At 66.8% G+C, this 13,970-nt stretch carries 12 protein-coding genes; 4 read left to right on the forward strand and 8 right to left on the reverse strand.

The window, feature by feature from the left end:
- Positions 1-2 precede the first annotated feature (2 nt).
- Together CSC74_RS01240 and rnd are read right to left on the reverse strand one after the other, a co-directional pair.
- Positions 3-1,271 carry a DEAD/DEAH box helicase gene (locus tag CSC74_RS01240; protein WP_162312606.1) on the reverse strand — a complete coding sequence of 423 codons (1,269 nt, stop codon included), beginning with the start codon at positions 1,269-1,271 and terminating at the stop codon, positions 3-5.
- Positions 1,272-1,494: 223 nt separating this feature from the next.
- On the reverse strand, positions 1,495-2,577 hold the full coding sequence (gene rnd, locus CSC74_RS01245) for a ribonuclease D (protein ID WP_162312607.1): 1,083 nt from the start codon (positions 2,575-2,577) through the stop codon (positions 1,495-1,497).
- A 90-nt stretch (positions 2,578-2,667) separates the two neighbouring features.
- On the opposite strand from rnd, the gene CSC74_RS01250 reads away from it, so the two are divergent.
- Genes CSC74_RS01250 through CSC74_RS01260 form a run of 3 tightly spaced genes read left to right on the forward strand, consistent with a single transcriptional unit; the run spans position 2,668 to position 6,013 of the window.
- On the forward strand, positions 2,668-4,518 hold the full coding sequence (locus CSC74_RS01250) for a formylglycine-generating enzyme family protein (RefSeq protein WP_162312608.1): 1,851 nt from the start codon (positions 2,668-2,670) through the stop codon (positions 4,516-4,518).
- A gap of 14 nt (positions 4,519-4,532) precedes the next feature.
- Positions 4,533-5,471 carry a M48 family metallopeptidase gene (locus tag CSC74_RS01255; protein ID WP_162312609.1) on the forward strand — a complete coding sequence of 313 codons (939 nt, stop codon included), beginning with the start codon at positions 4,533-4,535 and terminating at the stop codon, positions 5,469-5,471.
- Entirely contained in the window at positions 5,471-6,013 is a 543-nt protein-coding gene (locus CSC74_RS01260; RefSeq protein ID WP_162312610.1) for an SRPBCC family protein, read from the forward strand. The genes CSC74_RS01255 and CSC74_RS01260 overlap by 1 nt, the downstream gene beginning before the upstream one ends.
- 95 nt (positions 6,014-6,108) lie before the next feature.
- On the opposite strand, the gene phbB (CSC74_RS01265) is transcribed toward CSC74_RS01260, so the two are convergent.
- The 4 genes from phbB (CSC74_RS01265) to gluQRS form a co-directional block, all read right to left on the reverse strand.
- Positions 6,109-6,849, reverse strand: a complete 741-nt coding sequence (gene phbB / locus CSC74_RS01265) for an acetoacetyl-CoA reductase (RefSeq protein ID WP_162312611.1) — start codon at positions 6,847-6,849, stop codon at positions 6,109-6,111.
- A 185-nt stretch (positions 6,850-7,034) separates the two neighbouring features.
- A complete protein-coding gene (phaR, locus tag CSC74_RS01270; RefSeq protein ID WP_162312612.1) occupies positions 7,035-7,541 on the reverse strand; it encodes a polyhydroxyalkanoate synthesis repressor PhaR in 507 nt (168 codons plus the stop codon).
- A gap of 209 nt (positions 7,542-7,750) precedes the next feature.
- Positions 7,751-8,491, reverse strand: coding sequence for a beta-ketoacyl-ACP reductase (gene phbB / locus CSC74_RS01275; RefSeq protein WP_162312613.1), 741 nt, complete (start codon positions 8,489-8,491; stop codon positions 7,751-7,753).
- 46 nt (positions 8,492-8,537) lie between these two features.
- Positions 8,538-9,440, reverse strand: coding sequence for a tRNA glutamyl-Q(34) synthetase GluQRS (gene gluQRS, locus CSC74_RS01280; protein WP_425501430.1), 903 nt, complete (start codon positions 9,438-9,440; stop codon positions 8,538-8,540).
- A gap of 151 nt (positions 9,441-9,591) precedes the next feature.
- Between gluQRS and htpX the strand changes: the two genes are divergently transcribed.
- Entirely contained in the window at positions 9,592-10,473 is an 882-nt protein-coding gene (gene htpX / locus CSC74_RS01285; protein ID WP_162312615.1) for a protease HtpX, read from the forward strand.
- Between the two features lie 69 nt (positions 10,474-10,542).
- Here the strand turns inward: htpX and CSC74_RS01290 are convergent, their stop codons facing one another.
- A complete protein-coding gene (locus tag CSC74_RS01290) occupies positions 10,543-12,618 on the reverse strand; it encodes an EAL domain-containing protein (RefSeq protein ID WP_162312616.1) in 2,076 nt (691 codons plus the stop codon).
- Between the two features lie 224 nt (positions 12,619-12,842).
- Complete coding sequence (epmB, locus tag CSC74_RS01295) at positions 12,843-13,892, reverse strand: EF-P beta-lysylation protein EpmB (RefSeq protein ID WP_162313676.1); 1,050 nt, start codon at positions 13,890-13,892, stop codon at positions 12,843-12,845.
- Positions 13,893-13,970 lie beyond the last annotated feature (78 nt).

Genomic DNA, 13,970 nt, shown 5'->3' on the forward strand with positions numbered 1-13,970 from the left:
TTTCAATCCTTGTCGCGTTTCTCCAAGGCCGCCGCCGCGCGAAGCTTGTCCTTCCTGCTGGGCCGCGTACCTTTGATGCCGCCGGTCGCGGCAGGATCCGCCGGATTGGGCGCCAAGGCCTCCATCGGTTCGAATCCTGCGATCCGTTCGCGCGGCACGCGCAAGCGCCCGCGCTTTTCGATCAGGCGGAAGTGCGCCGCGGTGCCCGCGCTGATGAAGCTGATCGCCACGCCGCTCTGTCCGGCGCGGCCGGTGCGGCCGATGCGATGGGTGTAGTCGGTGGTCGAACGCGGCAGGTCGTAGTTGACCACCACCGGCAGTTCCATGATGTCGATGCCGCGCGACGCCACATCGGTGGCCACCAGCACCTGCACCTGCTCCTGCTTGAACTCCTGCAGCACACGCGTGCGCCGGCCCTGGCTCAGGTCGCCATGCAAGGCTTCGGCCTGGATGCCGGCCTTGCAAAGCTTGGCCGCGACGACTTCGGCCGCGTGCCTGCTGGCAACGAACACCAGGGCGCGGCCCCAGCCTTCCTGCAGCAGCAGGTGCCGGAGCAACTGCGTGCGCTGTCCCGGATCCACTTCAAGCGCGCGTTGCCGGATATCCGGCGAAGGCTGCGATTCGGCCTGCACGTCGATGCGCTCGGGTTCCTGCAGCAGATCGTTGGCCAGGGCCCGGATGGAAGCCGGGAAGGTGGCGGAGAACAGCAATGTCTGCCGCGCAGGTGGAAGCAGTGCAAGCAGGCGCCGGAGTTCGTCCTCGAAGCCCAGGTCCAGCAGCCGGTCCGCCTCGTCCAGCACCAGGGTGTTCACGTCGGCCAGGCTGAGCGCGTTGTTGTCCACCAGATCCAGTAAGCGGCCCGGGGTGGCGACCACGATGTCGGCACCCCAGCGCAGATCGATCATCTGCGGATTGATGGAAACTCCGCCGAATACCGCAGCCACCTTGATGGGCGGGGAAAGGTGCCGGCCCAACTGGACGAAGGTGTCGCCCACCTGCGCGGCCAGTTCACGCGTGGGGACCAGGACCAGGCTGCGTACCCGGCGCGGCGGTGCGGAGGACGCGAGGGCGAACCGCTGCAGCAAGGGCAGTGCGAAGGCAGCGGTCTTGCCGGAGCCGGTCCGGGCGCGGGCGAGCAGGTCCTGCCCACGCAGGATGGCCGGTATGGCGCGCTCCTGGATCGGTGTCGGTGCCGCGTAGCCTGCCTGGTCAAGCGCACGCTCGAGCAGGGGAAACAGGTACGGCGAGAAGCCCAATGAGGAGAACGGCATCTAACGAATATCCTGGAAATGCTGGCGGACAAGGCGCAGCAAATGTTCGCCAACGAGCGGCAAGTCCAAACGCCGCGGCAGGACAGGCCCGTGGTCCTGGTCTCGATAATGCCGCCCGGCAGTCATCATGCGGGTTGGCACATGCAGGCTGGTACCCGCCGGACAAGCTTCGATCGACGACCTCCGATCGACAACAGAAAATGAGCTGAAGAAGCCCCGTGGTTCACCCGGCCTGCGGCAACAGTGGTGCCAGCATGGGCTCCAGCACCTCGCGGCGCCAGCCGGCGAGCGCGGTGGGCCAGGTGCCGTTTTCCTGCAGCGATTCGAGATAGCGGCGGGAGGCGAGGATTCCGTCCGGCAATCCCAGTTCGGCGCTGCGTGCCGACACCGCATCCTGCAGCCGCTTGAGCGCGTTCTTGTCCTCGTTGCTGGCGTTGCGCGCGAGCGGCGCCTGCGCTTCGTCTTCCAGTGGCGTGGCCAATGCCTGCCAGATCGCGTCGCCCAGTTTGCGCGGCGCCTTCGGGTGGGCCTCGAGTTGGGATTGAAGCTGGGCGCGGTCGCCGGGCGGCGTACGCGCCAGATTGGTGGCTAGTTCGTTGTCCAGGATCCAGCTGCGCGGCTTGTCGCTGTCCCGTGCCTGCGCGTCGCGCCAGCGCAGCAGGCGCAGCAGGCGCAATTGCGCTGGTGCTTCGAGGAACTGCGCGCTGCGCATGGACAGGTGCGGCCAGCGTTCGCCGTCCTGGCTGGCATTGGCCAGCATGCGCTCGCCATCCTGGTCCAGCCATTCGCGTCGTCCCAGTGCGCGAAGGCGGGTATCGAGTTCGTGGTAGATCGCGCCCAGGTGGACCACGTCGTCGGCCGCGTATTCCAGCTGCGAATCGCTGAGCGGACGGCGCAGCCAGTCGGAGCGCGTCTCGCCCTTGGCCAGGGCCACACCGGTGATTTCCTGGACCAGCTTCTGGTAACCCATGCCGCCACCGATGCCGCACAGCGCGGCGGCGATCTGGGTGTCGAACAACGGCACGGGCAACACGCCGCAATCATGCGACAGCGCCACCAGGTCCTCGCTGGCGCTGTGCATCACCTTGAGCACGGCGGGATCGGCCAGCAGCGGCCGCAGCGCTTCGGCGATGCCGGGGGCGAGCGGGTCGATCAGCAGGATCTCGTCGCCGATCGCCATCTGCACCAGCGCCAGTTGCGGCCAGTAAGTGCGTTCGCGGACGAATTCGGTATCCAGGCCGACCCAGGCGGGCGGGTTCTGTAGCCGGGTGCGCAATGTTGCGGGGTCATCTATCCAGACGGGCACGAAATCTCCAGGTGAATGCATCGATCGCCGGGTCGGGCGACAATAGCCTAACGCCACGCCGACCGCGGCGAACCGACATTGTGGAGGAAGATGCGCGCGATCCGGTACCTGTTGCTGTCGACCCTGGCGCTGTTGTGCGCCTGCGGGCGTGCACCCGAGCCGGTCGCTCCGGCGAAGGTGACGGTCGCCGAAGCGGTGGATCCGCGCCTGCCCAGCATCACCGTCAGCGGCGACGAAAGCGGCGCCGCTGCGTGGAACTGGCAGCCGCCGCGGCCGCAGGTGCTTGCGCAGGACGTCGCCAGGGCAAAGCGCGATGCGGCCCGGGCCCTGGCCGAGGGACGCCTGTACACGGAAGCGGACGATGCGATTCCGCTGTACCTGGTACTGAAGGAAATCGCACCCGGGGACAAACAGGTCGCGCGCGGGCTGGAAAAATCGCTGCGGCAGTTGCTGCAACGCGGCGATACGGCCCTGGCCGGCGCCGATGACGATGCCGATGCGCTGAGCCGCGCGGGCGAGATCGCCGCGGTCGCGCGCACGTTGGCACCGCAGGATCCCGCGGTCGTCGCCTATCTGGCGAAGGTGGACCTGGCCGACCAGTTGTGGCGGCTCAACGCCGAGGGCGAACGCGTCTTGCGCGACGACCGGATCGGCCCATCCGGCGAGGCTGCGCTTGCCCGCTTCCGCGAAGTGTTGGCGCTGCAGCCCAAGCAGGCGCGCGCCTTGCAAGGCCTCGCGGCCACCGAAAGCGCATTGATCCGGCAAGCGGAGGAAAGCGCGGCGGCCGGCGATTTCATCGCCGCCGGGCGCTGGCTGGCGTTGGCGGGCGAGGTGCGTGAGGCATCGCCCACGATCGCGGACGCGCAACGACGCATCGCGGGCATCCGCCATGCGCGGATCGCGGCGTTGCGCGAAAGCGGCAGCAAGGACCTGGTCACGCCACGCGGTTTGCGCAACGCCAGGATCCTGCTGGCCGAAGTCCTGCGCATCGCCGAACCCGGCGACCCGGTGGCCGCGGATTTCCGCGAGCGCATCGACCTGGCCACCCACTACGGGTTGTTCCGGCCCGGCCAGGCGTTCACCGATGCGCTGGCCAACGGAGGCCGCGCGCCGGAAATGATCGTGCTGCCGCACGGCGGATTCCGGATGGGCGCCGCCGATAGCGAGCCGGGTGCGGCCGATGCGGAAAAGCCCGCCCATTACGTGCGTTTCGAGCGCGGTTTCGCCCTGTCGCGGAAAGCGGTCAGCGTGGGCGAGTTCCGGCGCTTCGTGCAGGCGACCCGATACCGGCCACGGGCCAGCCGGCGCGGTCATTCCACCGTGTACGACGAGCGCAGCGGCAACTTCGCGCGGCGCAGCGGCGTCGACTGGCAATCCGATTACGCCGGTGCCAAGGCCGCCGACGACCTGCCGGTGCTGCATGTCAGCGTGCGCGACGCCGAGGCCTATGCGGAGTGGCTGTCGCAACAGACCGGTCGCGGCTATCGGCTGCCAAGCGAAGCGGAGTTCGAGTACGCCGCACGCGCCGGCGTGCAGGGCCGTTACCCCTGGGGCAACAACGGCATCCCGCCGAAGGGTTTCGGCAACCTTACCGGCGGCAACGACGTTTCCCCCAGCGGGCGGCACTGGAACAACGCCTTCGTCTCCTACGGCGACGGTTACTGGGGCCCGGCGCCGGGCGGCAGCTACAAGGCCAATCCATGGGGCCTGTACGACATGGGCAGCAATGTCAGCGAATGGGTCAGCGACTGCTGGCATGCCAGCTATCGCCGCGCCCCGGCCGGGGGGGCGCCGTGGTTCAATCCAGGCTGCCGTTCGCGGGTGGTCCGCGGTGGTTCCTGGGCCGGCTCGCCGGTGCAGGCGCGCGCGGCATGGCGCTCGTCGTCGAATTCGGATATGACTAGCGCGCGGACCGGCTTCCGCGTGGCACGCGGCATCTGAACAGGAGAAAGGAAATGAGCAGCAACCGGTTCGGCCAGCAGGGTTACGAGCAGCAACAACAGGCGCCACGACGGCGGGGCCTGTTCGGCAACGTGCGCTGGTGGATACTTCTGTTGTTCGCGGGCTATGCGGCCTTCAGCTGGTTCGGCAGCAAGGAAACCGATCCCTATACCGGCGAATCCGCTCACTACGGCGCGACGCCCGAGGAAGAATCGCAACTCGGCGCACAGGCTTACCAGCAGGTGCTGGGCGATGCGCAAGCACAGCAGGCGCTGTTGCCGCCCAACGACCCGACCAGCCAGCAGATCCGGCAGATCGCGCAGCGACTGGTGGCCCGTGTACCGCAGGTGGCCGCCGACCTGGCAGCGCTGCACCAGCAGCCCACACCGGACCTGAGCAGCTATCAGTGGGACGTGAACGTCATCCAATCCGAAGAGGCCAATGCATTCTGCTTGCCTGGAGGAAAAATCGCGGTCTATACCGGGCTGATCCCGATCGCGAAGAACGCCGATGCGATGGCCGTGGTCATGGGCCATGAAATCGCCCACGCGCTGCAACGCCATGGCGCCCAGCGCATGGCCCAGCAGAAACTGGTGCAGATGGGCCAGATGGCGGCCGGCGTGGCCGGGGTGGACCAGTCGACGATGTCGGCGCTGGGTGCCGGCGTGCAGTACGGTCTGGTCCTGCCCTATGGACGCAGCCATGAATCGCAAGCCGACGAAGTGGGACTGATGCTGGCCGCCGCTGCCTGCTACAACCCGGAGGAAGCGATTCCGTTGTGGGAGCGCATGTCCGAGCTCGGTGGCGGCGCGCGTCCGCCCGAATTCGCTTCCACCCATCCCGATCCCGCCAACCGGATCCAGCATCTGCAGCAGTTGATGCCGCAGGCGAAGCAGTTCTATCAGAAGTATTGCAGCCAGGGCGCGGCCGCCGGTGCGACCGGGGCGAAGTGATGCGCGGCCTGGTGCTGCGCGCGGCGCTGGTCTTTTTCGCTGTCGCGCCACCTGTTGCCAAGGCCGGGATCGTCGACCAGGCGGCGAACGGCTTCACGGTCGAGAATTCGCAGTGGGTTCCCACCGATCCGGCCACCAGTTGGAAGGCCTTGGTCGATGACGTAGGCAAGTGGTGGCCGGCCGACCACACCTGGTGGGGCGATGCCTCGAAGCTTTCGATTTCGCAGAAAGCCGGCGGTTGCTTCTGCGAAATCGATGGCGCCCGGCAGGCCTGGCACATGACCGTGGTTTTCGTCGATCCTGGCAAGACCATGCGCATGAGCGGCGGCCTGGGTCCGCTGCAGGGCATGGGCCTCGGTGGCGCGCTGGAATGGCGCTTCGCCGAAGAGAAGGGCGGCACCCGCATCACTCTGTGGTATCGCGCCGGCGGCTATACGCCGGACGACCTGGGCAAGTTCGTGCCGGTGATCGATCAGGTGCAGGGGCTGCAGCTGGGTGGGCTGGCGGACTATCTGCGCAAGCAGGGCGCGGGACAACTGTAGCCTGGGTAGAGCGCAGCGAAACCCGGGGGCTGTTGTCCAACCCACCGAGAGCCCCGGGTTTCGCTACGCTCTACCCGGGCTACTAATCCCGCTACTCAGAAACTCATGAACAACCCGCCATTCACCGGCACGTTCGCGCCGGTGATGTAACCGGCGGCATCGTCGCTCAGGAAGGCGACGGTGCGGGCGATGTCGGTGGGCTGGCCCAGGCGGCCGGCGGGAATGGAAGCAGCGACCTTGTCCAGGACTTCCGGCGGCATCGCACCGGTCATCGCGGTGTGGATGTAACCCGGCGAAACGCTGTTGACGGTGATGCCCTTGCTGGCTACTTCACGCGCCAGCGACATGGTGAAGCCATGCAACCCGGCCTTGGCTGCGGCGTAGTTGGTCTGGCCGAAATTGCCGGTCTGGCCGCTGACCGAACTGATGTTGACCACGCGGCCGAAAGCGCGCGCCTGCATTCCGGCAATCGCGTGCCCGCACAGGTTGAAGGCGCTGCCCAGGTTCACGTCCAGCACCGCATCCCATTGCGCGCGATCCATCTTGCGCAGGGTCGAATCGCGGGTGATGCCGGCATTGTTGACCAGGATGTCGAGCGAGCCGTGGCGTTCCTCGATGTCCCTTACCAGTCGGCCGCAATCTTCGTGGTCGGCGACATCGGCGGCGGCGAAATGGATGTCGAGGCCTTCGACTTCGCGCTTGAAGCCGGCGATACGCTGTTCGCGAGAATCCAGGTCCACGGCGATCACGGTGCGTCCGGCCAGCGCCAGCGCCTTGCAGATCTCCGTGCCCAGTCCGCCGATCCCGCCGGTGACTACAGCTATGCGCTTGCCCATTTTTTTCCTTGTTCCATTTTCTGTTGCATCAATAAAGGCTTCCCCTGTAGGAGCGTCCCTTGGGCGCGAGCTCTTCAGCCCGATCGCGAAACAAATCAAGAGCTCGCGCCCAAGGGACGCTCCTACAGGGAAGCATTAAAAAGCCCGCACAGCGATGTGCGGGCCTGGGTTGTCTATCCGCGGGTTCAGCGCGAGCGCGAGGTTTTCGGCGTTTCGCGCTGCGTGGTTTCCGGCTTGACCGCCGGCCGGCCGAGGCCGCCACCGCTGAGGTTGCGCTGGAACTCCTGCCACAGCTCCATGTTGCGCTCGGTCAGCTGGTTCATCATGGTCCACGGCGTCTGCCCCAGCATGCCGCCCATCTGCTGGCGGAACTGCTGCTGCTGCTCCATGAACAAGGTGACGCTGCGCTCCAGGTAATTGCCCATGAAACCCTGCATGGAGTCGCCGTAGAAACGGATGATGTGGCTGAGCAGTTGCGTGGACAGGATCGGCTCGCCGTCCTGTTCCTGTTCGGTGATGATCTGCAGCAGCACGGTGCGGGTCAGGTCGTCGCCGGTCTTGGCGTCGCGGACCTCGAAGTCCTCGCCATCGACAATCAGCTGGCGCACGTCCTCGATGGTGATGTAACTGGAGATCTCGGTATCGTACAGGCGACGGTTGGGATATTTCTTGATGATGCGCATCGCAGCCATTGAGCAATCACTCTAAATCCAATGGCATGCAGCATGACGCAGCGCAGCAGTGGATGCAACAGGGGCGAGGGGGGGCCGTACGTATTCAGGAAAAGGCGGGTGGCCGTCCGGGATCGTAGGGCTATCCGTCGGCCATGGGGCTGCTGGTTCGGGGCTGGTAGTCGGTGGTTTGTGCAGCAAAAGACAGGCGTCTTCTTGCAACCGCCAACTCACCAGCCCATGTACTGCCCACCGTTGGCGGAGAGGTTGGCGCCGGTGATCCAGGCGGCCTCGTCGGGGACGAAGAACGACACCGCGTAGGCGATCTCCTCCGGACTGCCGAGGCGGCCGGTGGGAATCTGCGCCACGATCTTGTTGCGGACTTCCTCCGGCACCGCCATCACCATGTCGGTGCCGATGTAGCCGGGCGAAACGGTGTTGACGGTGATCCCGAACTTGGCGTTTTCCTGGGCCAGGGAAATGGTGAAACCATGCATGCCGGCCTTGGCCGCGGCGTAATTGGCCTGGCCATACTGGCCCTTCTGGCCGTTGATCGAACTGATCTGGATCACCCGGCCCCACTTGCGCTCGCGCATGCCCTCGATCACCGGGCGGGTCATGTTGTAGACCGAGTTTAGATTGGTGTTGATGACCTCGTTCCAGTGCTGCGCGGTCATGCGGTGGAAGGTGGTGTCGCGGGTGATGCCGGCGTTGTTGACCAGGATGTCGATCGGGCCGAGCTTGGCTTCGGCCTCGCGCACCAGCGCTTCGGCTTCTTCCGGTGAGGACACGTCGCCCTTGACCGCGACGATGTCGTAACCCTGCGCGCGCATCTGCTGCAGCCACGCCTGGGTCTTTTCCTCGTTGCGGTAGTTGGTGGCGACCTTGTGGCCCATGTCGGCCAGTTTTTTGCAGATGGCGCTGCCGATACCGCCGGTGCCGCCGGTCACCAGTGCGACGCGTGAAGTCATGTCGGAGTCTCCCTTGTCCTGCCGGAATGCGAGGTCTGCAAGGATTCTAGACAGCGTTGGTGTCAGTGGTGTTGTGCAGTGCAGCGGTCGACAGTGATGCCGCGCGAGGCAGTCGTGACGGCATGAACGACGCCACCGACGCAGCCAGCAGGGACGCTGCATCCGTGCTTCCGCGCAACGAGGCGGGATCCTGTCCCAGCGCTCGCCAGGCCGCGTCGAGCGCGGGCAGCGGAGCGTCGGCATCGATGGGAAGCGCGGCGTCGGACTTGGACAGTTTTCGGCCGTTGCCATCCACTATCAGTGGAAGATGCAGATAGCGCGGCGTCGGCAAACCCAATGCCTGCTGCAGCAGGATCTGCCTTGGCGTCGAATCCAGCAGGTCGGCGCCGCGCACGATATCGGTCATGCCCTGCGCCGCATCGTCGACTACGACCGCGAGCTGGTAAGCCCACAGGCCGTCGGCGCGCCTGAGCACGAAATCGCCGACTTCGCCGGCTACGTCCTGGCTGAAGCGGCCTTGCAACTGGTCCTCGAAGGTCACCACGGTGCCTTCGGCCACGCGCAGGCGCACGGCGGGATCGGCGCGCCGGGTGTTACCGACGCAGGCGCGATGGATGCCGCCATTGGCGGCGAGTTCGCTGCGGCTGCAATGGCATTCGAAGGCCTCGCCTTGCTCCAGCAGACGTTGCAACGCGGCCTGGTAGAAAGCGGAACGGCGGCTCTGCCATTCCACGATCGCATCGCTGTGCAGGCCGAAAGCCTCCAGCGTGGCGAGCTGCGTTCGCGCGGCGCCGGCGACTTCGCGTGGCGGATCCAGGTCTTCCATCCGCACCCACCATTCGCCGCCCGCATGGCGCGCCAGCAGCCAACTGCCGAACGCGGCCAGCAGCGAGCCGAAATGCAGCGGGCCGGTAGGCGAGGGCGCGAAGCGCCCGCGATAGATTGTCATTGCTGGCATGCGTCCGCTTCGGTAAAGCTGAATCCTCGGTCAGTACCGCGCTTGAATTCAAGCGCCGGCAACCGCAAATCCGCCTCGCACGGGCAGTCGTTGCCGGTGTCGTTGCCTGTTCCGCGACGCTGCATCCCGACGGAGACCACCCATGTTCAATCGCATCGCCCTGTTCCTCGCCACCAACCTGGCCGTGATGCTGCTGGCGGGGCTGGTGATGTCGTTGCTGGGGGTGAATTCCAGCCAGATGGGCGGGTTGCTGGTGATGGCGGCGATCTTCGGCTTTGGCGGCTCGATCATCTCCTTGTTGCTGTCCAAGACCATGGCCAAGCGCGCCACCGGCGCGCAGGTCATCGCCCAGCCGCGCAACGAGGGCGAACAGTGGCTGCTGGCCACGGTGCAGCGCCAGGCCCAGGCTGCCGGCATCGGCATGCCCGAAGTGGCGGTCTATGACGCGCCGGAGATCAACGCCTTCGCCACCGGCGCCAATCGCAACAACGCACTGGTGGCGGTTTCCACCGGACTGTTGCGGGCAATGAACCGCGACGAGGCCGAGGCAGTGCTCGGTCACGAGGTCAGCCATGTGGCCAACGGCGACATGGTGACCATGGCCTTGCTGCAGGGCGTGTTGAATACCTTCGTGATCGTGCTGGCGCGCGTGGTCGGCGGCATCATCGACAACTACATTTCCGGCAATCGCGACAGCCGCGGCCCGGGCATCGCCTACTATCTCATCGTAATGGCGCTGGAGCTGGTACTGGGCCTGTTCGCCACCATGATCGCGATGTGGTTCTCGCGCCGGCGCGAGTTCCGGGCCGACGCCGGTGGTGCCGCCCTGGCGGGGCGCGACAAGATGATCGCAGCGCTGGAACGCCTGTCGGCCAACCCTCGGCCGAGCACGTTGCCGACCCAGGTGGAAGCGTTCGGCATCGCCGGCGGGATCGGCCAGGGCCTGAAGAAACTGTTCCTGAGCCATCCGCCCATGCAGGAGCGCATCGCGGCGTTGCGCAACCAGGACGCCCTCGCGGGTTGAAGCCCGCCGCAGCGGCACAAGCAAAGCCCGCCATCAGGCGGGCTTCTTCTTTTCGTGTGGCTGGCCCGCTCAGGAGAAATCGTAGTTCATTGCCGGCGCAGGCGCGGCGAGGAAATAACCCTGCACGTAATCCACGCTGACGCCGAAAAGGAAACTCATCGTGGCCGCATCCTGCACGTACTCGGCGATGGTCAGGATGCTGCCGTTGCGCGCTCGCTCGGCGATTTCGCGGATCTTGGCCTGCTGTTCGGGCGCCTTGGACAGGTCCTCGGTGAAGCTGCGGTCGATCTTGAGGAAGGCGGGCCGGAAGTGGGCCAGCAGCTGGAACGAATCCAGTCCGGAGCCGAATTTCTCCAGTCCCACCTTGCAGCCCAGGCGCGTCGCGCCGGCCAGGAATGCCTGGGCCTGGCGCAGGTGGGTGAACACCTTCGCTTCCGGTATCTCCAGCCACAGGCGTTCGCCGGGGACGCCATGCGTGGCCAGCTGCTGTTCGATCACCTGCAGCAGCCGGTCGTCGGCGAACGAAGCCGGGCTGACCTTGACCAGCATGCGGGTGTCGTGGCCGGCGCGGTTGCGCTCGCCGATCAGTTCGATCGCCCGCTGCGCGACCCAGCGGTCGATGGCGTCGAGCAGGCCGTTGTCCTCGGCGATGCCCAGGAACGATTGCGGGGTGACCAGCTCGCCGTTGTTCTCGAGCCGCAACAAGGCCTCGTAGACCTCGCCCGGTTCGCCCTGCAGATTGACCGCGGGCTGGTAGTGCAGGACGAAGCCGCCGCCCTCCAGCGCCTGGCGCAGCATGTCGACCCAGTTCTGCTTGCGCTCTTCCTCGGCGCGATCCACGGCGCCGGGGTCGAAGATCTCGCTGCGGTTGCCGCCCAGCGCGGTCGCGTTCTGCAGGCTTTCGCTGGCGCGGTTGAGGACCTGGCCGACGGTGGCGATCTTTTCGCCGATCTGCACGCCGCCGATGCTGGCGGTGATCGCCGCCGAGCGTTCGCCGACGTTGAATACGTGCGAGGCGAAGGCGGTGCGCAGGCGTTCGCTGAGCTCGGCGGTGCTCGCATGGTCGCCCTTGAGCAGGACCGCGAAACTGCGCTCGCCGAAACGCGCGGTGGTGATGCCGGCGCCGACGGTCTCGCTGAGCCGGGCGGCCAGCGCGGCGATCAGCAGATCGGCCGAATCCAGGCCGAAATCCTGCAACAGGCGCTGGTAGTGGTCCGGTTCGACCAGCAGCAGCGCGTACTGGCCTTCGCCGCGCGCCGCGTGGCTGACCACGTCTTCCAGCGCATGCAGGAAGGTGGAGCGGTTCAGCAGGCCGGTCGCGATGTCGCGCTGGCGCAGGTCTTCGACCTCGCGGGCCAGTTCGGGATCCTGCTCGAATTCGCGGCGGCGGAACACCACCTGCACGCAGGATTCGCCCTCGTAGCTGGCGGTGGCGAATTCCAGCGCGGCCGGGAAACTTTGCCCATCCAGCGATCGCGCCTCCAGTTCGAAACGCGGCGGTGCCTCGCCCTTGCCCAGTTTCTTCAGCAGCAGCTTGAACTCGGCCACGTATTGCGGGGCGACCAGGTCCAGCAGCGACAGGCCTTCCACGTCCTCGAACGACTCGAAGCCGAACATTTCCAGGTAGGCGTCGTTGGCGCGGATGTGCATGCCTTCGTGGATATAGGCGATGGGGTCGCGCGAGGACGCGATCAGCGCATCGCAGCGGCGCTCGGTTTCGCGCAACTGGGCTTCCAGCAGGCGCAGGGCGCGCCGCGCCTCCAGGTCGGCCCATTGCCCCTGCAGCACCTTGAGCAGGTGCTCGTAGCGGCCGCGCAGGGCGATGGCGCGCGCGCCCAGGGCCAGGTCGCCGATGAAGGCGGCCTCGTCGATACCGTCGGCGAGCGCGATCACCGGGATGTCCTTGCCGCTGGCCTTGACCTGGGCGAGCACGGTTTCGAGCGAGATCGCCTGCGAGGATTTCGAGGCGAGGATCATGTCGATCGGCTGGGCGGCCAGCATCGCGCCCAGTTCCGCCTCGTTGAGCGGGCGGTGCGGGCGGATGGCGATGCCGCCATTGCGGAACGCGCTGACGACGGCTTCGGCGTCTTCGCCGCTGTCGTCGATGATGATCAATCGAATGGTGGTGTCTTTGCCGATCTGCATGCAGCACATCCGCCGGGGGAGCCGATTTAATACACGATGAGTGCGAGGGCGTCCATTCCCGGTGCCTGGAAATGGGGGGCGAAGTCGCGCCTTCGGCGCTGTCAAGGGTGAAGTCGGCCGCATGCGGCCTGCCAAGAAAAAGCTACCGCTGTCGATTGGTTCGACTGTTCGCAGGCGGCTGCGCCCCCGACCTCACAGCTCGCGCAGCAAGCGACCTGGCCGCGCTACAGCGGCCGCTTGCCCGGATCGCCGGCCACTTCACGAACCAGCCGCGGCAGCAGATAGCCCGAGGTCCGCGCCGCGAGGGCGGCATGCAGCGCTTTGGCTTGCTGGTCCGGCACCTCGAAATGCGCTGCGCCGGCCACGCGGTCCAACTGGTGCAGGTAATAAGGCAGGACCCCGGCGGCGAAGCCGCGTTCGCCCAGGTCGGCCAGCGCTTCTACGCTGTCGTTGACTCCACGCAACAGCACCGCCTGGTTGAGCAGGCGCGCGCCGGCATCGCGCAAACCAGCCAGGGCGCTGTCCACCGAGGCATCGAACTCGTTGGCGTGGTTGGCGTGGATGACCACGGCCACCGGCCACGGCAATTCCGCCAGCCATTGCAGCAGCGGAGCGTCCACGCGTTCGGGCAGGACCACCGGCAGGCGGGTGTGGATGCGCAGGCGCTTGAGGTGGCCGATGCCGGCAAGGGCCGCGGTCAGTTCGGCCAGCCGGGAAGTCGCCAGCGAAAGCGGATCGCCGCCCGACAGGATCACCTCGTCGATGCCGGTGTCGGCCCGGATCGCCTGCACGGCTTCGCGCCAGCCATCGCGTGCGGCGGTTTCCTCGGCATAGGGGAAATGCCGGCGGAAGCAGTAGCGGCAGTTCACCGCGCAGCTGCCGGTGGTCACCAGCAGGGCCCGGCCGCGGTATTTCTGCAGGACCCCGGCGCCGGCGCGCGCGGCGCCATCGCCGACCGCATCCAGCGAGAAACCGGGCGCTGCGCGCATCTCCTCGTCCAGTGGAAGCACCTGGCGCAGCAGCGGGTCGCGGGCATCGCCGTGGCGCATGCGGGCCACGAAGCCGCGCGGCACCCGCAAGGGGAATTGGGCGTCGGCCTCGGCGGAGACCCGGTTGGCGAGCGCCTCCAGTCCCAGCATCGCCAGCAGTTCGCCCGGATCGCGCACGGCTTCGCGCCACAGCTGTTGCCAGCGTACGGGCTGCAACGGGAGCGCGGGCGGCGGGGCGGCGGGCAGGGGGGCGGTGTGTAAGGGAACGGTGGCTGCAGGTATCATGACGGCCTGGAACAATGTGGTCTCAAACAAGCGCCTGCCGGTTCCGGCGGGCTTCCCATTCTATCCGGCCGGCCGCAG

The sequence above is a fragment of the Pseudoxanthomonas yeongjuensis genome (assembly GCF_010093345.1).
Lineage (GTDB): Bacteria > Pseudomonadota > Gammaproteobacteria > Xanthomonadales > Xanthomonadaceae > Pseudoxanthomonas_A > Pseudoxanthomonas_A yeongjuensis.

Coding starts and splice junctions, on each gene's coding strand:
- CSC74_RS01250 (WP_162312608.1), top strand. CDS start 2,668: ATGCGCGCGATCCGGTACCTGTTGCTGTCGACCCTGGCGCTGTTGTGC.
- CSC74_RS01260 (WP_162312610.1), top strand. CDS start 5,471: ATGCGCGGCCTGGTGCTGCGCGCGGCGCTGGTCTTTTTCGCTGTCGCG.
- gluQRS (WP_425501430.1), bottom strand. CDS start 9,440: ATGACAATCTATCGCGGGCGCTTCGCGCCCTCGCCTACCGGCCCGCTG.
- CSC74_RS01240 (WP_162312606.1), bottom strand. CDS start 1,271: ATGCCGTTCTCCTCATTGGGCTTCTCGCCGTACCTGTTTCCCCTGCTC.
- phaR (WP_162312612.1), bottom strand. CDS start 7,541: ATGGCTGCGATGCGCATCATCAAGAAATATCCCAACCGTCGCCTGTAC.
- phbB (WP_162312613.1), bottom strand. CDS start 8,491: ATGACTTCACGCGTCGCACTGGTGACCGGCGGCACCGGCGGTATCGGC.
- CSC74_RS01290 (WP_162312616.1), bottom strand. CDS start 12,618: ATGCAGATCGGCAAAGACACCACCATTCGATTGATCATCATCGACGAC.
- htpX (WP_162312615.1), top strand. CDS start 9,592: ATGTTCAATCGCATCGCCCTGTTCCTCGCCACCAACCTGGCCGTGATG.
- epmB (WP_162313676.1), bottom strand. CDS start 13,892: ATGATACCTGCAGCCACCGTTCCCTTACACACCGCCCCCCTGCCCGCC.
- CSC74_RS01255 (WP_162312609.1), top strand. CDS start 4,533: ATGAGCAGCAACCGGTTCGGCCAGCAGGGTTACGAGCAGCAACAACAG.
- phbB (WP_162312611.1), bottom strand. CDS start 6,849: ATGGGCAAGCGCATAGCTGTAGTCACCGGCGGGATCGGCGGACTGGGC.